At 64.5% G+C, this 18,161-nt stretch carries 13 protein-coding genes and 1 pseudogene; 6 read left to right on the forward strand and 8 right to left on the reverse strand.

The window, feature by feature from the left end:
- Positions 1-3: 3 nt before the first annotated feature.
- From D3876_RS19890 to D3876_RS19900, 3 genes are read left to right on the forward strand one after another with little or no spacing between them, the layout of a single operon-like run.
- Positions 4-2,007: a TonB-dependent receptor family protein gene (locus D3876_RS19890; protein ID WP_119765469.1), complete on the forward strand. Its 2,004-nt coding sequence runs from the start codon at positions 4-6 to the stop codon at positions 2,005-2,007.
- A 15-nt stretch (positions 2,008-2,022) separates the two neighbouring features.
- Positions 2,023-3,315 carry a PepSY-associated TM helix domain-containing protein gene (locus D3876_RS19895; RefSeq protein WP_119765471.1) on the forward strand — a complete coding sequence of 431 codons (1,293 nt, stop codon included), beginning with the start codon at positions 2,023-2,025 and terminating at the stop codon, positions 3,313-3,315.
- Positions 3,316-3,361: 46 nt separating this feature from the next.
- Positions 3,362-3,958 carry an HD domain-containing protein gene (locus D3876_RS19900; RefSeq protein WP_119765473.1) on the forward strand — a complete coding sequence of 199 codons (597 nt, stop codon included), beginning with the start codon at positions 3,362-3,364 and terminating at the stop codon, positions 3,956-3,958.
- Between the two features lie 183 nt (positions 3,959-4,141).
- Here D3876_RS19900 and D3876_RS19905 read toward each other — a convergent pair whose 3' ends face one another.
- From D3876_RS19905 to D3876_RS19925, 6 genes and pseudogenes are all read right to left on the reverse strand, one after another.
- Entirely contained in the window at positions 4,142-6,070 is a 1,929-nt protein-coding gene (locus tag D3876_RS19905) for a TonB-dependent receptor domain-containing protein (protein ID WP_119765475.1), read from the reverse strand.
- A 16-nt stretch (positions 6,071-6,086) separates the two neighbouring features.
- Entirely contained in the window at positions 6,087-6,719 is a 633-nt protein-coding gene (locus D3876_RS19910; RefSeq protein WP_338014295.1) for an IS5 family transposase, read from the reverse strand.
- A pseudogene (locus tag D3876_RS20970) lies at positions 6,689-6,898 on the reverse strand (transposase); the annotation flags it as partial. The gene D3876_RS19910 and the pseudogene D3876_RS20970, both read right to left, overlap by 31 nt.
- A 15-nt stretch (positions 6,899-6,913) precedes the next feature.
- Positions 6,914-8,509 carry a TonB-dependent receptor gene (locus D3876_RS19915; protein WP_147417694.1) on the reverse strand — a complete coding sequence of 532 codons (1,596 nt, stop codon included), beginning with the start codon at positions 8,507-8,509 and terminating at the stop codon, positions 6,914-6,916.
- 189 nt (positions 8,510-8,698) lie between these two features.
- On the reverse strand, positions 8,699-9,673 hold the full coding sequence (locus D3876_RS19920; RefSeq protein WP_119765479.1) for a GlxA family transcriptional regulator: 975 nt from the start codon (positions 9,671-9,673) through the stop codon (positions 8,699-8,701).
- A gap of 110 nt (positions 9,674-9,783) precedes the next feature.
- Positions 9,784-11,385, reverse strand: coding sequence for a bifunctional AfsR/SARP family transcriptional regulator/alpha/beta hydrolase (locus D3876_RS19925; RefSeq protein ID WP_119765481.1), 1,602 nt, complete (start codon positions 11,383-11,385; stop codon positions 9,784-9,786).
- A 250-nt stretch (positions 11,386-11,635) separates the two neighbouring features.
- Between D3876_RS19925 and D3876_RS19930 the strand changes: the two genes are divergently transcribed.
- The 3 genes from D3876_RS19930 (at position 11,636) to D3876_RS19940 (ending at position 15,227) form a co-directional block, all read left to right on the forward strand.
- Positions 11,636-12,547, forward strand: a complete 912-nt coding sequence (locus D3876_RS19930) for a diiron oxygenase (protein WP_119765483.1) — start codon at positions 11,636-11,638, stop codon at positions 12,545-12,547.
- 30 nt (positions 12,548-12,577) lie between these two features.
- On the forward strand, positions 12,578-13,141 hold the full coding sequence (locus D3876_RS19935; protein ID WP_238475462.1) for an OsmC family protein: 564 nt from the start codon (positions 12,578-12,580) through the stop codon (positions 13,139-13,141).
- Between the two features lie 199 nt (positions 13,142-13,340).
- On the forward strand, positions 13,341-15,227 hold the full coding sequence (locus D3876_RS19940; RefSeq protein ID WP_119765485.1) for a PhoX family protein: 1,887 nt from the start codon (positions 13,341-13,343) through the stop codon (positions 15,225-15,227).
- A gap of 41 nt (positions 15,228-15,268) precedes the next feature.
- Here the strand turns inward: D3876_RS19940 and D3876_RS19945 are convergent, their stop codons facing one another.
- Both D3876_RS19945 and D3876_RS19950 read right to left on the reverse strand, forming a co-directional pair.
- The gene (locus tag D3876_RS19945) at positions 15,269-17,239 is read right to left on the reverse strand and encodes a glycoside hydrolase family 97 protein (RefSeq protein WP_119765777.1); all 1,971 of its coding nucleotides are present in this window, start codon (positions 17,237-17,239) and stop codon (positions 15,269-15,271) included.
- A gap of 151 nt (positions 17,240-17,390) precedes the next feature.
- Positions 17,391-17,876: an aminoacyl-tRNA deacylase gene (locus D3876_RS19950; RefSeq protein ID WP_119765779.1), complete on the reverse strand. Its 486-nt coding sequence runs from the start codon at positions 17,874-17,876 to the stop codon at positions 17,391-17,393.
- Positions 17,877-18,161 lie beyond the last annotated feature (285 nt).

An 18,161-nucleotide genomic window follows, 5' to 3' on the forward strand; every position in this document is an offset into this window, starting at 1 on the left:
CCCATGACATCGCTTATCCGCGCGCTTTCGGGCGCGTCGCTCATTGCCTTTATCGTTCCCGCGCCCGCCTTCGCCGACGACACCGGGCCGATCGTCGTCACCGGTCAGAAAATCGAGGAAGCCGCGGCCGAGGTCGCGCGGACGTCCGGCGGCGCGGACACCGTCGCCGCTCCCGAATATGAGGACAAGGTCGCCGTTTCGCTGCGCGACGCGCTCGCCTTTTCGCCGGGCGTCTATGCCCAGCCGCGCTTCGGGCAGGAGGTGCGCCTCTCGATCCGCGGATCGGGGATCAGCCGCGGCTTCCATATGCGCGGACTGACGCTGCTGCAGGACGGCATTCCGATCAATCTCGCCGACAATAACGGCGATTTTCAGGAGCTCGACCCGCAGATCTTCCAGCACATCGAGGTATATCGCGGGTCCAATGCGCTGCGTTTCGGCAGCTCCACGCTGGGCGGCGGGATCAATGCGGTGACCCCCACAGGCCGCACCGCGTCCGGCTTCGAGCTGCGCGTCGATGGCGGCAGCTTCGATACGATCAGGACGAAAGCCGCCGCTGGCTATGCCGATGACCGCGCCGATGTCTGGGCGGCGATCACGACCGACCGCTCCGACGGCGACCGGATGCACGCAAGCCGCGACTCGCTCCGCTTCAACGGCAATGTCGGCCTGCGCCTTTCCGATACGGCGGAAACGCGCTTCTACGCGACGCTGAGTCATATCGATCAGGACCTTCCCGGCGCGCTGACGCTCACCGATGCGCTGACCAATCCGCGCAAGTCCAATGCGATCAACATCGTGCAGGATCAGGAACGCGACATCGACTCGATCCGCCTCCAGAACCGCACCACGCTCGACCTTGGCAGCGGCACGCTCGAAGGCGGCGTGTTCTACAGCGGCAAGGATCTGTTCCACCCGATCTTCCAGGTCATCGACCAGAAGTCCGAGGATTATGGCGCCTATGCCCGGCTCGACCTGTCGGGCGCGATCGGCGGCGTAGCGGTCGAGGGGCTGCTCGGCACGACCGCGCGCTTCGGCCATGTCGATGCGCGCCAGTTCGTCAATGTCGGTGGAAATCGCGGCGCTCCCACCTCCTTCGCGCGGCAGGAGGCGCAGACCATCGACAGCTATGCCGAGTTGCGCGTGAAGCCAGTGGCCACGCTCAGCCTGATCGCGGGCGGCGTCTACACACATGGCGAACGCACGATCGACAACCGCACCAACCCGCTGCTTAGCGGCAGCGCCAGCTTCGACACCTTCGCCCCCAAATTCGGCGTTCTTTTCGAGCCGCTGGCGGCCGTCCAGCTCTACGCCAATTACAGCCGTTCGGCCGAACTGCCCGGCTACAACGAACTGGCGCAGACCCAGGTCGGCGGGCTCACCGGCTTTGTCGATCTCGACCCCCAGCGCGCCTGGACCTTCGAACTCGGCACGCGCGGCACGGTCGGCATCGCCTCATGGGACGTGACGCTCTACCGGTCGGACATCAAAGGCGAGCTGCTGCAATATTCGGTCGTCCCCGGCGTCATTCCCGCATCGACCTTCAACGCCGATCGCACACGGCATCAGGGGATCGAGGCCGGGCTCGACCTTCGTCTCGCGCCCTTCGCCACGCTGCGGCAGGTCTATCAGCTCAACGACTTCGCGTTCAGGAACGACGCGGTCTATCGCGATAATCGCCTGCCTGTGATCCCGAAGCACCTGTACCGCGCCGACCTCCGCCTCGGCACCGATCGCTTCGCGATCACGCCCAATATCGAATGGGCCCCCACGGGCGCATGGGCCGACTATGTCAACTCGACGCGCGCGCCGGGTTATACGATGTTCGGTCTGGGCGCAGAGGCCAATATCCGCGAAGGGCTGACGCTCTTTTTCGATGCGCGCAACCTGACGGGCGAGAAGGCGATCGGCGACATCTCCGCTGTCGTCGTCGCGACGCCCGCCTCCGCCATTTACTATCCCGTCGAACGCCGCGCCTTTTACGGCGGCGTGCGCGCGCGCTTCTGAGGGAGGACGTAAACCATGGACACCGCCGCCCTCTACCGCGCCGTGTGGCGCTGGCATTTCTATGCCGGGCTGATCATCCTGCCAGTGCTCGTCTGGATGGCGGCGACGGGCGCGCTCTATCTCTACAAGCCCGAGATAGAGCGCGCGGTCTATGGGCCCTGGACCGAGCGCCAATATACCGGCGATCCGATCCCGCTCGGTGAAATGGCAGAGTCGGTCGGCCTCCAGGCCAAGGGCCGTGTCACGCGCATCGCTCGGCCCGCCGACGACACCGCGAGCTGGCAGATGACCGTCGAGCGCGCCGACGGCGAACGCCGCACCGTCTTCGTCGATCCAGCGCTGGGGCTCGTCATGGGAAACATCCCGGAGGGCGGGGTGATGAAGACCGTCAAGGAGCTGCACAGCCTGATCATCACCGGCCCCGTTGGCAATGCGCTGGTCGAGATCGTCGCGGGCTGGACGATCCTGCTGTGCCTGACGGGCTTCTACCTCTGGTGGCCGCGCGCGGGCCAGAAGGCGCTGGCACTGCGCGGTAAGCCCACGGGACGCTTGTTCTGGCGTGATTTCCACGCTTCTACGGGCGCGATCGCGGGCGCTGTCATCCTCTTCCTTGCCGTCACGGGCATGCCGTGGTCGGGCTTTTGGGGGAAACAATTGCAGGGCGCGGTCAGCGCGACGGGCATGGGCCGCCCCGCCGCCCCCGGCCCAGCGCCCTGGGAACACCGCGATCATCATGCCTCGGCCGAATTGCCCTGGTCGATGCAGGCGACTCCTGCCCCGCACGGTCATGGCGAGGGGCATATTGGCCCCGACCAGATCGCCGCCATCGCGGCCGCGCACCGCATCGGGCCGGGCTGGACGATGGTGATGCCCTCCGCCCCCGGTGCGCCCTGGCTCGTCACCGACGCCAGCCCCAGGACCGCCGACACGCGCGTGCTCTATGTCGACGCGGCGTCGGGCAAGGTGCTGCAGGACGCGAGCTGGGCCAATTTCGGCGGCGGCGCGAAGGCCATCGAATGGGGCATCGCGGTGCATCAGGGCGAACAATATGGAGAGCCCAACCGCCTCGTCATGCTCGCCGGCTGCATCGCGATCCTGCTGCTCGCCGCGAGCGCGCCGATCCTCTGGTGGAAGCGCCGCTTCGCCGCCCCTCCGCCCGCGCGCGATCCGGCGCGGACCCGCGGCGTGGCGGCGATCATGCTCGCGCTGGGCGCGCTCTTCCCGCTCACCGGCGCGACGATGCTCGCGGCGCTTTCGGGCGAGTGGCTGTGGAACAAGCGGCGCAAAAGGTCGCATTTTGCAACCTGACGCGGCTCGCGCTATCCTCTTCCGCAAAACACACCGGAGAGATGCCATGACGCTCGAGACGCACGACCGCGCGCAATTCACCGCGATGGAGAATGGCACGCAGGAAGACTGGATGAAGATCGCGAGCCATTTCGGCCCCTTCGCCGCGAATGGCGGCAAGCGCGTGCTCGATCATCTGAAGCTGCTCGACGGTGATTATGGCGGCTTTCCCGTCGACCGGCTCCAGCACTCGCTCCAGACTGCGACGCGCGCGCACCGCGACGGCCGCGACGACGACTATGTCGTCATGGCGCTGATCCACGACATCGGCGACACGCTGGGCGCCTATAACCATCCCGACATTGCCGCGGCGATCATCAAGCCCTTCGTCTCCGAAGAACTGCACTGGATCACCGCGCAGCACGGTATCTTCCAGGGCTATTATTTCTTCCACTATCTCGGCATGGACCGCGATCTTCGCGAGAATTTCCGCGGCCATCCGCATTTCCAGGCCTGTGCGGAATTCTGCGAGAAATACGATCAGTCGGCCTTCGATCCCGCTTACGACAGCGCGCCCCTGAGCTTCTTCGAACCGATGGTGATGAAGCTGTTCGAACGCCCCAAACAGAGCCTCTACGCCCGCGCCCTCGACGACGCGGCTTAGGGGCTTCGGAAATCTCAGCCGTCACCCTGAACTTGTTTCAGGGTCTATGCGATCTGTCCGTCAGTGCCGGCCTTTCCGCGCGGATGCTGAAACAAGTTCAGCATGACGAATGATGAGTAGCCCAAAACAAAACCGCCGCCCCTTGGGGGACGGCGGCGTTGTTCGTTTGGGTTCTGATCGCGATCAGAAGTCGTAGCTGATGCCGATCTTCAGACGCCAGACCGACGAGCTGAAGTTGATCTGGTTGTCCGCCGCAAAGGTGTTGCCGGTGAACCCGCTGATGATGTAGCGGCCCTGCGCGTCGACACCCGGCAACACCGGCGTGACAGTGCCCTGGGTGACCGCAGCGCGACCTGCCGTGGCGATGTCCTGGAGACCGGTGAAAGCGCGACGACGCTGAACGTTCCAGTCGGAATCGAGGAAGTTCAGGAAGTTGTCCATCGTGGCGTAGAGCTTCAGCTTGTCCTTGCGACCGAACAGACGCCCCGGCCCCGGAAGTTCCTGCGAGAAGGTCAGGTCGACATCGAAATACCAGTCATTGGAACAGGTATTCCGCGTGATGGAGCGGCCACGATATTTGTTCGCGCACTTCAACCCGCCGATGAAGGAATCCAGATCGGCCGCATTTTGCGCTGCAGTCCGAACGACAGCGCCTCTCGATGACAGCGTATCGACGAACACGACATTGGGGTCGTTGATCCCGGTTGGGATGTAGGCCAGCGCATTGTCGTTACCCGAAACGCTGTCGGCAAACACACCGCCGCCCGAGAATGTCAGGCTGTAGGGCCGCCCCGAACGCGCGACGAAGGTGATGCCCAGACGCGTTGCGAGATCATCGAAGAACTCCTCCTTGAAGCTCGTCTGCATCGTGATGTTGTGACGGCTGCCGAAGAAGCCGCGCGACGCATCCGGGTTCTGACGGTCGAACGCGGCGCTGTTGTCGAAGTTCGAGCCCGCGGTCGAGTTGTACATGTTCCGGCGGTCTTGCGAGTCGGTGTACGAATAGCCGAGGCTGAAGTACGTCGAACCACCATCCGTGAACACGCCGCCGTCGAAATTCTTCGACAGGATGAACGACGCGATCTGGCTGCGATAGCTGCCCGCATTGGTCAGCATCAGCTCGTCGTCGCGCGCCGTGCCGAAGCAGGCCGCATTGACGTTGGCGTAGGTCGGGTTCGGATTGACGCCGACGAACTTGGCGGTGCAGCCCGCGCGGGTCGGATCGATCGCCGCATAGACGGGACGGCCATCGATCGAGAAGCCGTTGAGGCCCTTCGTGATGTCAGGAACCTGCGACAGATCGACGATCGTCAGCGGGTTCTTGTATTTGCTGTAGATGTAATCGAGGTTGAGCTGCCAGCCACTGAAGAAGCCGGTGTCCGCAAAGTTCAGCTCGGACGAGAAGCCGAGATTGGCGCGCCAGACCGTAGGCATCTTGATGTTGGGATCGATCGACTGGGTGTCGCCCTGACCGCGCGCGGCGGCTGCCGAACCCGAGGTCACGATGCACTGCGGCAGACCGGTGAACTGACCGTTGACAACGACATCGAGCTGCTGGCCCGTCGCCAGGCCACAAGCTGGGTCCTGCGTCGAGCCCTGCGAGAAGCCGCGACCGTCATTCTGGAAGGCGTTGGCGAACCAGACGACCGGATCGCCGCCCGAGAAGACGCCGACGCCCGCGCGGACCTGCGCACGGCTGAAGACCGCGAAGTCGTTCAGATCGTAAGTGAACGCGACGCGCGGCATCACGACGGGGTCGAGATTGCTGAAGCCGGTGGTGTTGGTGAAGCCGTAGCGCTGGACGAACAGCGGGTTCAGCGCAGGCGCGCCGCCATCGTACCAGTCCACTCGAACGCCCGCGACCGCACTGAGCTGATCGTTGATCTTCCAGTCGTCCTGCGCGAAGATCGACCAGATGTCGCGGCTGAAGTTTGCCGCAGCAGCATTGACGTCGCCCGTCGACGAGAAGTTGCCGAACGCGCCCTCGACCTGCCCGTTCACCACATTGGCTGCGCTGTTGGTCGTGTTGTTGTCGCCGCGGCCCGGCGAGAGCAGGCCCGCCTCCAGATCCGCGATGTTGCGGAAGCTGAGCGTGCCCGTCGCGTTCTGCACGAACAGGTTGAACAGCTTAGGCGGCGTGGACGAATTTGATCCAAAGCCGGATGGCAGCGAGATGGACCATGCCGAGGAAACTTGAGGGCGTTTGATCGTAGCGGGTGGCGACGGCACGATTGATTTTCAGCTTGCCGAACATTCGCTCAATGCCGTTTCGCTGCCTGTAGAGCTGCCGATCGTGCTCGATCCTTTCTCGGCGATTGGAGCGCGCCGGGATGACAGCCTGTATGCTGCGGCTCGCGAGATCGGCGCGAATGGCGTTGGTGTCGTAGCCTTTGTCGGCCAGCAGAGCCGCCGGAGCGCGGTCCGGCAGGCGGATCAGCGTGTCATAGGCCGTGCAGTCGGCGGCTTCACCACCAGTCAGGTGGAAGGCGACGGGGCGTCCTCGGGCATCAGCCAGACAGTGAAGCTTACTGGTGAACCCGCCCCGCGAGCGGCCAAGAGCGCGTCGACAAGTCCCCCTTTTCCGCCCGCTGCCGAGACATGGGCGCGAAGGGTGGTGCTGTCGATGCTGTAGTGTCCGGTGTCGGCCATGATCTCGGCAAGCGTCACCGACACGGCCTCCCAGACCCCGGCCTCGCTCCAACGACGGAACCGCCGGTAGATCGTGTTCCAATTGCCGTATTTTGGCGGGACATCGCGCCAAGCAGTCCCACAGCGCAGCCGCCAGAGTATGCCGTTGACTATCGAGAGATTCTGCTCAGGCCTGCGGCCGCGCCCTCGGTTCTCTGGCTCGATCGGCAGCAGACCCTTCAGAACGCGCCATTCTGCTTCGCTCAGATCGCCCCGGCTCAAACCTGCCTCCAAAAGGCAGCCTTGAATCAACCCACACCGTCCACGTCAACCAATTCGTCCACGCCGCCTAGCGCGGTTCAGCTCCATGCCGACCTTGATCTGGTGATCGCCCGCGTCGAGCTTGGCGACCGCACGGTACTGGTCGACATTGGTGCGCAGGTCGTTCGCCGAGCGCGAGAAACCGGGGCCCGCTTCGACGGCGCCGGGCGTTCCCGTGGCCCCATTGTCGACGCCCACGACGATGCGCGGAATCGGGTTGCCCGACTGCGCTTCGCCGCCACCGACGGGATCCTGAACGTCACGGACCTCGGAGCGCGAATAGCGCAGTTCGGTCTGCAGTGCATCGCTCCACTGCGAATAGAGGCGCGCCGAATAATAGTTCGACTTCGTGCCGCTCAGATAGAAGGTGTTCCGGCCGACCGCGGTGTTGGCGAAGGTGCCCGTCGTCGCGAGATCGTCCGCGCGCATCGTCGATTCCTCGAGGCGCTGATAGGTCGCCTCGAAGCGATGATCGTCGTTGATCTGAAGGTCGCCGCGGACGAAATAGCGGTCGTTCTTGAACGGGCGGCTGAAGACGAGATCGCCGGTGTCGATCTTGTAGACGCGGTTCAGGACTTCGCGGATCGCGTCGAACTGCGCCTTGGACACGCCGGGCATCTCGATCGGATAGTCGGCGCCGGTGGGGCCTTCGTCCTGCGACTGGCCGGCTTCGTGATGCTCATAGGCGCCAAAGACGAACAACCGGTCCTTGATGATCGGGCCGCCCAGATAGGCGCCCCAGCGCTTCTCGGGCTCGACCGGTGCCACTTTGCTGCCGGCGACCTTGTTGCCGCGCATGCCGTCGTCCGAATATTCGAAGAAGCCGCCGAACTGGTACTCGTTGGTACCCGATTTGGTGACCGCATTGATGGCGCAGCCCGTGAACTGGCCATAATCGACGTCGAACGGCGCGAATTGCACCTGCGTCTCGCGGATCGCGTCGAACGGGATCGGTGTCGAGCTGCGCGAGGAGAAGCCCGTGTCGTTCAGGCCGTAGATATCGCCCTGGCTGATGCCGTCGACGGTGAAGCTGTTGCCGCGATCATTGCCGCCAAGGCACGAAATACGGTCCTGGCCCGAGCCGCCATCGTCGCGGTCGAGGCTGACGCGGGGATCCATCCGGATGACATCGCGAACGTCGCGATTGAAGCTCGGCGTGTTCTGGAGAATCTCGGTCGAGAAGCTCTGGCCGGGGCCGACGGCGACCTGGCTCAGCTTCACGCGCGCCGCGGTCACGACGATCTCGCCCGCGCCGGTCGTCAGCGCGAACTTGAGGCTCGCATTGCCCTGCAGGTTGAGCGAGATATTCTCGATGGTCTGGCCTTCATAGCCCTCAGCAGTCGCGGTGACGGTATAGGGACCGCCAACCGTCAGGCCCGAAGCGTTGAAGCTGCCGCTCGCACCCGTAACCACGGTGCGGCTCGCGCCCGTGCGCGTATCGGTGATGACGACCGTCGCGCCCGGGATCGGCGCGCCGCTGTCGTCTGCGATCGCACCCTCGACACCCGAAGTGATCTGCTGCGCCTGCAGCGGCGCGGACGGGAAGACCATTGGAGCAGCAAGGGCGGCAACAGCCAGCCCGAGGTAAAGACGGTTCTTCATGTATTTCCCCCTATTGCGACTCGCGCCGCTTGCAACAAATGCAACCTTGTTCTGGCGCTGCACTGCAGCAAAACCGGAGCCCCTAGAAGCCCAAAATGTTGCGCAGCGATGACAACGCAAGAAAATTTCACACACTAGTGCAGATATGCCACACCCTCCGAAAACAGGTGCGGCCGCAAGGAGTTGGCATCAGGCGTTCCGGCCGCCTTCCAGCGCGGAGCGAAAGGCGCGGCGATATGCGCCCGGTGTCACCTGCATCTGGCGAACAAAGGCGCGGCGCATCGCGTCCTGGCCCGAAAAGCCGCATTTGACCGCGATCGCGTCAACGCTGGGCGGGCCCGATTCGAGCAGGCGTCGCACCGCGTCGATCCGCGCCTTTTCGACGAAGTCGGCGGCGCTCATCCCGGTCTCGCGGCGGAACACGCGCGAGAAGTTGCGCTCGCTCATCGCCGCGCGCCTGGCGAGCGCCCCAAGCGAGTGATTTTCGTCGGGATGGTTGCGCACCCGCATCTGCACGCGTTCGATATTCTCGCGCAGCGCAGCGGGTGCGGCGAGGTTGACGCTGTATTGCGCCTGCCCTCCCGGGCGCCTGAGAAACGTCACCAGTCGCCGCGCGACCCACAGGGCGAGCGCATGGCCATGGTCCTCCTCGATCAGCGCCAGCGTCATGTCGATCGCCGCGGTCACCCCGCCCGCGGTGACAAGGCGGCCATCGCGGAGCACGATCCGGTCCGCTTCGACGCGTGCCTTGCGGAATTGCCGCGCAAGCTCGGCGGCATAGGCCCAGTGCGTGGTCACGCGCCGCCCGTCGAGCAGCCCCGCCGCGCCGAGCCAGAACGCGCCCGTGCAGGCCGATCCGTAACGCCGCGCAGCCTTCGCCTCGCGCCGCAGCCAGTCGGCCGCCGAGGGCGATGCCGGAAAAGGCACGCCATAGGCGCCCGCCACGATCAGCGTGTCGGCAGGGCCATCGAGATCTTCGAGGATCCCGTGGGGAATAATGCGCATCCCCGACTGGCACGGAATGGCCTGAGCCTGTTCGGCGAGGACGACGGCTTCATATTGGCGCTGCTGCGGCAGCATCATGTTGGCTTCGGCCAGCGCATCGAGAATTCCGCACAGCTCGAGCGAGTGTGCATTGGCGGGGGCAATGATGGCGAACAGCATAGCGTTCCTCCACCTTCCGCGACTCGCCAGGATTATCCTCCTTTTGGAACGCCCGCGCAATTAGAGTGTTCGATTTCGCGCCGATCGGACGCTTTCGGCCATGATGCCGTTCAGGCGAGGAACTCGCGCAGCCTTTCGAGCAATTTCGGCCATGCCGGCTCATGTTCGAGCAGCAGATGGTTGCGGCTTTCGAGCGCGACAAACTCAGCGCCCGGAATCGCGGCTGCAATCGCTCGTCCCGCAGCGAACGGGACGACCGCGTCATCGCGCGCATGAAGCACGATGGTCGGCACACGGACCTCTGGCAGCAGTTCGCGTACGTCGATCGCACCGAAGGCAAGCTGCAGCTTCTCGGCATTTGCGGGGGAGGTGCTCATTCGCTGCACCTCGTTGAACCACTCCATTTCCTCATGCGAGGCGTCGGGAAAGAAGAGCGAGGTGAACATCTGCCGAAAGGCGGGATTGTTCTGTCCCCAGCCCTCGCGCGTCAGCGTCAGCATCGCCTCGCGCCGCTCGATCTCGCCAGCTTGCGCACGGACGCGCCAGCCGGTCGCATAGGCCCCGTACAGTACCAGCCGACGGACGCGCTCGGGATGACGCACGGCATAGGCGATCGAGACGCTCCCGCCCTGCGAAATTCCAAGCAGGTCGAACCGGTCGAGCCCCGCGGCGTCGACGACGCTCGCAAGATCGTCGACGAAATCCTCGAAGGTGATGCTCGCCGTGTTCCAGTCGGACAGCCCGTTGCCGCGCTCGTCATACCGCACGACGCAGCCATGCTCGATCATCGCGTGAAGCCAGTGCCGCCAGACGGGGCTGTCCCAGTCATATTCGAGATGATTGAGCCAGTTGGCCGCCTTCACCAGCGCAGGCCCTTCACCGACCACCGAATAGGCGAGCCCCGTGCCATCCGATGCGGTGCAAAAGCGGACATGCTGGATGGGCAGCGCCGGGGTCGCTTCAGGCTCGGTCTCCACCGCAGCTTCGGCAGGGCGCGCCGCGCCGCGCATCGCATTGGGTATCGGCACGTCGCCTTCGTTGAGCTTGCGGATCCCCAGGGCCCTTTGCTGATCGGCCTCGGTGCGCCGCCCGGTCCGCTCGAGCAGCTCGATCAACGCGACGCGCGCCAGCGCGTCATAGGGATCGAGCATTGTCCATTCGCGCGCGAGCTCAAGTGCACGTTCGGGATCGATCTGGCGCCGCGCGGTCTCACGCAGCAGCGCAACGCGCCACTGCCGCACGTCCCCGCGCATCGCCACCAGCCACGACTGAAAGCCATCGCAGCGCGGCAGTTCAAGCCCTTCGAGAAATTCGCCGCCGCGCGCGGCCGCCGCGAGCAGTGTCGCTGTCTCGGTCTTGCGGATGTCCTCGGCAGACAGGCGCCGCAGCGCGCGCCAGTCGACCGCGACGGCCGAGCAGTCGAGCTGCACCGTTTCGCGGTCGGCGATCAGCCGCGTGCTCGAATCGAGCTCGATCACACCGCGCAGTTTGGAAAGGCTCCAGCGGAGCGCGCCGCGCGGATCATCGGGAAGTTCCCAGAACAATTCGCACAGCCGCTCGCGCCGGATCGGACGATCGCTCGTCGCCAGATAGGCAAGCAGCGCGCGCGTCTTTTTCGACGCGGGCAGGGGCACGTCCTCCCCGGCCTGGCTCAGCGCCATCGCGCCGAGCAGCGTCAGATCGAGCGCTGACGGTTCGCTCGCAACTCCCATGCGTAGAAATTTAACCTTTGCTGCCGTGCACGGCAATTCACACGTATTTTCCCACACTGCTTCCCACAGCGCCGGGGCATCTCCGCCGCACGGCCAGGCCCGGCCGAATGTGGAGGACCAGTGATGAATGCCAATAACAACGCAATGCTGCGGATGATCGCCGTCAGTCTGTGTGCCATGTTCTGCAGCGTGATCGCCTTGTCGAGCGCCGCAGCCCCCTTCGCCTGAACGTTGGACGAGGAGCCCCCCGATGTACCAGCATTTCAGCTATGAAGCTGTCCTGTCGGCGTCCCAGCGCGCAACCTGGCAGATCGACGATGTGATCGGCCCCGATGCCGCGCTCGACTTTTCCCGTCCCTTCATGCCCCAGGCGCTCGCGCGCACCGCGGCCATGGAGGGGCTTTCGGAAAGCGAGAAGCTCATCCTCAACCAGATCCGCGGCCATGAATATCTGAGCATTTTCGGACTGGTGGAGGAGTTCATCCTGCCCTTCGTGCTCGATCACGCCCGCCCACATCTGAGCGGGAACGACTGGCGGGTGCGCGCCTTGCTGCAGTTCGCCGGCGAGGAAGCCAAGCACATCCAGCTCTTCAAGCGCTTTCACGAGGCCTTTGTTCGGGACTTCGGTACCGAGTGCGCGGTCATCGGCCCTGCCGAGGCGGTGGCCGCCGAGGTGTTGCGGCACGATCCGCTCGCGGTAGCGCTCGTCATCCTCCAGATCGAATGGATGACGCAGAGCCACTATGTCGACAGCGTCCGCGACGACGACGCGCTCGATCCGCTGTTCAGCAGTCTCCTGAAGCATCACTGGATGGAAGAGGCGCAGCATGCGCGGCTCGACACGCTGATGGTGAAGGCGCTTGCGCAGGGCCGCGACGAACGCGGGATTGCCTATGCGATCGACGAGTATCTTGAAATCGGCGCGTATCTCGACGCCGGCCTTAAGACGCAGACGCGGTTCAATCTCGATGCGTTCGAGCGCGCGTCGGGACGCGTGCTCGACCCCGCCGGGCGCGAAGCGTTCCTTGCGCACCAGCACCAGGCGATGCGGTGGACCTATCTCGGATCGGGGATGGCGCATCCCAGGTTCCGCGCGACGCTCGGCACCTTGTCGCCCGAAGCGCGCGCGCGGATCGAAGAGATCGCACCCGTTTTCGCCTGACAACCCGATTATCAACGAAGGAGAATCGTCATGACCGAAACCATGACCCGCAACCAAGTCAACGGACTGGATCTCGATGCGCTCGAAGCGATGGTCGAAGAGATTCGTGCCGATTCCGCCAATGCGACGGTCAGCTTCCGCGTCACCACGCGCTGGACGGGTCAGACGCGCAGCGAGTCGGTGATCGAAGGCTATGAGATTGCCGGCCAGAAGGTCGAACGCCGCTTCAAGATCGTCGCCGACGAGCCGACCGAACTTCTCGGGGGCAACAGCGCTCCCAATCCGCAGGAACTGCTGATGACCGCGCTCAACGCGTGCATGATGGTGGGCTATGTCGCCAACGCCGCGCTCCACGGCATCGAACTGACTTCGGTCGAGATCGATACCCACGGGTCGCTCGACCTGCGCGGTTTCCTCGGCCTCGACGATGATGTTCCGCCGGGCTATCGGCAGATCGACTACACTGTGCGCATCGCCGGCCCCGGCACGCCCGAACAATTCGAGGCGATCCACCAGGCCGTCATGAAAACGTCACCCAATTTCTTCAATCTCAACCAGCCCATCCGGATGAATGGCCGGCTGGAAATCGCCTGACCCCGAAATAGCCCCCCTGCCGGCCCCCATGCGCTCCCAAACGGGGGCCGGCTCCTTTTTTGTGACAATCAACCATTTGAAATGACATGAAATCGTCATCGTCCTTTCGGCGGAGAGTCATCATCGCCCCTTAAGCGGCCCTTACGGCGGCGCAGACCGCAGCAGCCGAATCCAGCCAGTCACTAGAGGGGTGATTTTCATGTCCTATCTCACGGACGAAGCCCGCGCGGCGCAGCGCGAAGCCAATCCCGACATCAACGTTCCCGGCAATTCGCTCGAAGAAATCGTCGCCGCAAACCCCGCGCGCCGTACACTGCTCAAGCAGGGTGTCGGCCTGTCGCTCGCGTATGCCTTTGGCGCGACCTCGCTGCTCGCGGCGTGCAACGGTGATGACGGCGGCCCCACGCCGACACCCACCCCGACGCCCACGCCCACCCCGACCCCGACCAGCTTCGCGGTCGAGTTCAAGCCCGTGGCGAAGACCAATGCCAACGCGGTCACCGTTCCCGATGGCTATGTCGCCGAAACGCTGTTCGCCGCGGGGGATGCGGTTGTGCCGGGCGCGACCGCCTGGTCGCAGGGCGCCTTTCTGACGTCGGATCAGACCGAAAAGGTCGCGGGGGGCAATCATGACGGCATGCACTATTTCACGCTGCCGCACATCCTTCCGAATGAGGGCGGGCTGCTCGCGATCAACCACGAGCTTCCCGATTTCAACATCCTCCTTCCCGGGGTCGCGGCCGGCACGACCCCGAACCCGGCGACCCTCACCACAGAGCAGCGCAAGATCGTTCTCTCGGCGGTCGGCATATCGGTGATCGAAGTCCGCAAGGCCAGCGACGGCAAATGGTCGGTCGCAAAGGATTCGACGTACAACAAGCGCTACACCGGCAACACCGTCTACCGCGTCGGGGGCCCTGCCTCGGGTGTGATTGGTTCGACCGTCATAGGCATGCTCAACAACTGCGCGAGCGGCGCGACGCCCTGGGGCACCTACCTCACCTGTGAGGAATCGACCGACAACTATCTCGATCCCACCCAGCCCGCCCAGGGCTATGGCTGGGTCGTCGAAATCGACCCGCAGGGTCAGCTCGCCGAACCGACCAAGCGCACCGCGATGGGCCGGTTCGATCACGAAAACGTCGATTTCATGACCGACCAGAACAACCGCATCGCCTTCTACATGGGTGACGACGGCACGCCGGGCTGCATCTACAAATTCATCCCCAGCCGCGCCTATGCGCCCTCGAACCGCGCCGCCAACACCGATCTGCTCGACAATGGCACGCTCTATGTCGCGCGCTTCAACGCCAACGGCACGGGCGAGTGGCGCGAACTGACGCATGGCAAGAACGGCCTCGTCGCGGGCGCAGTCGATCCGGGCAACACCTCGCAGGGCGCGACGACCCCGGCCACCGTCAACTTCAACAACCAGGCCGATGTGCTGATCAATACCAAGGCCGCCGCGCGCGTCGCGGGCGGCACGGTCATGGATCGCCCCGAATGGATCACGGTCGCACCCGACAAGAAGTCGATCCTGTGCACGCTCACCAACAATTCGGGGCGTCAGGTTGTCGATGCGGCCAACCCGCGGATCCGCAACCTCCACGGCCATATCATCAAGTGGAAGGAAGCAAACGACTCGCCGCTCGCCACCAGCTTCACCTGGGAAATCCTCCTGCTCGCCGGCGATCCTTCGCTGGCGGCTGGCGGCGCCAATCTGACGGGCAACATCGTCGGCGACACCTTCTCGAGCGCCGATGGCATCCGCATCGATCCGCAGAACCGCCTCTGGGTGCAGACCGATCACTCGGTGCCGGGCAATTCGGGCCTCGCCGGTACGACGATCGATCAGGCCTTCGGGAACAACGCGATGTTCTATATCGACCAGACGTCGAAGAAGTCGACGCGCTTCCTCGTCGGCCCGACTGGCTGCGAGATCACGGGAATTGCCTACACCCCCGATCTCACCGCCTTCTTCGTCAACATCCAACACCCCACGAGCAACTGGCCCGAGGCCGGCAAGCAGGCGCGCTCGTCGACCGTCGTCGTGCGCCGCACCGACGGGAAGCCGGTGGGAGCGTAATCGCACAGTTCCTCCCCGGGCCTGCTCGGGGAGGAACCCGATTACCGCGCCCGCAGCACCACTGCGGCGCCGCCGCTGCCGGCGAGTTTCAGCTCGAGCACGTCGCTCGCCCCCACCTGCCGCTTTGTCCGCCGCAGCGCGGTCGGGCTTTCGCCATCCTCGTCGATCGTCGCGTCGAAGCGTCCCTTGCCGAGGAAATCGAGCGGTAAGCGCACCGTGCGCGCCTGCTCGTTGGTCATCGCGCCGATCCACCAGTCCCTGCCCTTGCGCCGCGCGATCACGACATGCTCGCCGATCTCGCCGGCCAGCGCGCGCGTCTCGTCCCAGCTCGCGGGCACCGCACTGATGAAGTCGAGCCCGGCCTGCCCGGCATAGGAATCGGGACTGTCCGACACCGCCACGAACGGGCTTTCATAGACGACGTACATCGCGAGCGCCGCGCCGCGCGTCGTCATCACCTGTGGCGCGTTGATCCGCGGCGCGAAATCCTCGGGCGTCACGTTGAGGAAACCGCCCGGCGTATAGTCCATCGGCCCCAGCAGCATGCGCGTGAAGGGAAGCGTCACATTGTGCGTGGCGGTGATCCGGTGCGTCCATTTGTTGTATTCGGCGCCAAGCACGCCTTCCTGCGTCAGGTAATTGGGCCAGGTCCGCTGAAGGCCGGTTGGACGGTAGGCGCCGTGGAGATCGACCATCAGCCTGTGCCGCGCCGCGCTTTCAAGCACGCGGTGGTAGAAATCGACCATCTGCTGGTCGTCGCGGTCCATGAAGTCGACCTTGATCCCCTTGATCCCCCAACGCTGGTAGAGCGCCAGCACTTCGTCCATGCGCGTGTCGAGCATGCTCCAGTGCACCCAGAGCCACAGCCCGACCTCGCGATTGCGCCCATAGTCGACGAGTTCGGCAATGTTGATTTCGGGAATCGCCCGCGTCGGATCAGCCCCGGGGTAGACGGTGCCGCCACCGCCCGAATTCAGATACCAGCCATCGTCGATCAGCATGTATTCGAGCTTGCTGGCGGCGGCGAAGTCGATGAAGCCCCTGATCGTCGCATCGTTCATCCCCGCCCTGGGGACGCCCTTCAGCACGGGCCCGTTCCACCAGTCCCAGGCGGACTTGCCCGGCTTCACCCATGAAAAATCGCCTTTGGGTGCGGGGTTGAGCGAGAGGATGAGCGTCGATTCGATCAATTTGAGCGGGTTTTCGCCGAGCATCACCACGCGCCATGGCGATTGCACCCCGGCGCCGCCACGCGTCGTCACCGCCACCCGATGCATGTCGAGCCGCGGCGACAGGCGCGCTTCGACACCGCGCCCGCCATCGCTGCGCCCCGAAAGATACATCCCCGCCCAATCGGTCAGATCCGCCTCGGCGATCGCGAACGAGATTCCCTTTTCGCCTGTCCGGCAAACCAGCGGCGTTTCGAACAGGTGCATCGGCCTGATCTGCGAGACCTTCACCGGATCATATTCGCCCTCATGCGCCGTCCGGAAATTTCCGAGATTGAGGCCGTGGCACGCATAGTCCGCGGGGAAGGCGAAACCCGTCATCTCGTTGCGGATCGACAGCGGCGACGGCGTCGCGGGCAGGCGATAGCGGAACGCCACCCCGTCGTCATAGGCGCGGAAGATGATCTGGAGCTTGCGCGGCGCGCCCGTTCCGGACTTTGTCTCGACATAATCGACCGTCAGTTCGTTGTAGCGGTCCCGCGCGCGCGCGGTCTTTCCCAGCGGCAGCGTATAGGCGTCCTCTCCCGCACGCGCCGTCGTGCCGCGCGCCGCCAGCCCGGGTCCAAGCGCGCCGCCGACGATCGCCAGTCCCAGCGGCGACGGCGCAAGGATCGCCTCGCCATGATAAGTCACGGCATAGGTCGGCGCGCCATCGGCGTTCTGGTCGATCGTCACCGAAACCGCACCATCGGGCGATGCGAGCGCGACAGGGGCAGCCTGCGCGCCACTCGCAGCGGCCAATCCCAGCGCGGCCGTCGCCACCAACCACCCAAGCCGTACCATATGCGTCCTCCCGTTTTCGAAGCGCATTAGTACGACAAATATGCAGAGAAACAATATTTAGTATACGATTCTACACAACGCACGCCCGGACGCCCGCCTTCCCGAACGCATGAAAGGCGCCATCGCGGTGTCTATGACGTTATCCGCCGACCTAGCCGTCCATCATCGACCAGTGCGCACTGAAGCTGCCGTGCCGTGCGGGTCCCGTCAGCCGCGCGAACTCGCGCTGGCTCATATGCACAAGCGACTTGTGGTCGCCCGCCTCGAAGTAGAGATCGGGCTGATTGTCGAGGCTGTCGTCGATGATCGCGTGGACGCCGTATCCCGATCCGATCGCGGGGACCGCCCCCATCTCGCAATCGTTGAACACGTCTTCCAATGCGGTTTCCTCGACCAGATGCGGGCGCTGGCCAAGCTCTTCCTTAAGGTCTGAAAGCTGGAGGCGATGATCGGCGGGGAGCACCGCGAGCAGATAGTCGTCGCCGGTATCAAGCAGCACGCCCTTGGCGACGCGGTCGGCGGGGATGTGGCAAACCTCGGCGCTCTGCATCGCCGATTTGGTCGGCTTGTGCTCGATCACTTCATAATCGGCGCGTTGATCGTCGAGATACTGGCGGAGGCGGGGGGCGATAGACATGGCGAAACCTTTCCGTGGCAGCGACAGGCGCCGCATCCGAAAGGGGCTTCGTCACGCGACAGACCCTGATGAGGATGCCGGCGTCCATATGCGATGATACGCCTGTCGCGCCGATGGTTCCAGCGTCCCGGGGCCGACGCGCCACGCATGCGCGACAAGCCGCTGCGTTTCTCCGCGCTGCGGGCAGCCACGGCGATTTCACCCTGTCCTACAGATAACCATATCGGTTATTTGATTGGGCCATACAGAACCGATTGCCCATCCCGCGCGACCAGCGCCAGCCCA

The sequence above is a fragment of the Sphingomonas cavernae genome, from assembly GCF_003590775.1.
Taxonomy (GTDB): domain Bacteria; phylum Pseudomonadota; class Alphaproteobacteria; order Sphingomonadales; family Sphingomonadaceae; genus Sphingobium_A; species Sphingobium_A cavernae.

Coding starts and splice junctions, on each gene's coding strand:
- D3876_RS19935 (WP_238475462.1), top strand. CDS start 12,578: ATGACCGAAACCATGACCCGCAACCAAGTCAACGGACTGGATCTCGAT.
- D3876_RS19920 (WP_119765479.1), bottom strand. CDS start 9,673: ATGCTGTTCGCCATCATTGCCCCCGCCAATGCACACTCGCTCGAGCTG.
- D3876_RS19950 (WP_119765779.1), bottom strand. CDS start 17,876: ATGTCTATCGCCCCCCGCCTCCGCCAGTATCTCGACGATCAACGCGCC.
- D3876_RS19890 (WP_119765469.1), top strand. CDS start 4: ATGACATCGCTTATCCGCGCGCTTTCGGGCGCGTCGCTCATTGCCTTT.
- D3876_RS19900 (WP_119765473.1), top strand. CDS start 3,362: ATGACGCTCGAGACGCACGACCGCGCGCAATTCACCGCGATGGAGAAT.
- D3876_RS19945 (WP_119765777.1), bottom strand. CDS start 17,239: ATGGTACGGCTTGGGTGGTTGGTGGCGACGGCCGCGCTGGGATTGGCC.
- D3876_RS19925 (WP_119765481.1), bottom strand. CDS start 11,385: ATGGGAGTTGCGAGCGAACCGTCAGCGCTCGATCTGACGCTGCTCGGC.
- D3876_RS19940 (WP_119765485.1), top strand. CDS start 13,341: ATGTCCTATCTCACGGACGAAGCCCGCGCGGCGCAGCGCGAAGCCAAT.
- D3876_RS19895 (WP_119765471.1), top strand. CDS start 2,023: ATGGACACCGCCGCCCTCTACCGCGCCGTGTGGCGCTGGCATTTCTAT.
- D3876_RS19930 (WP_119765483.1), top strand. CDS start 11,636: ATGTACCAGCATTTCAGCTATGAAGCTGTCCTGTCGGCGTCCCAGCGC.
- D3876_RS19915 (WP_147417694.1), bottom strand. CDS start 8,509: ATGAAGAACCGTCTTTACCTCGGGCTGGCTGTTGCCGCCCTTGCTGCT.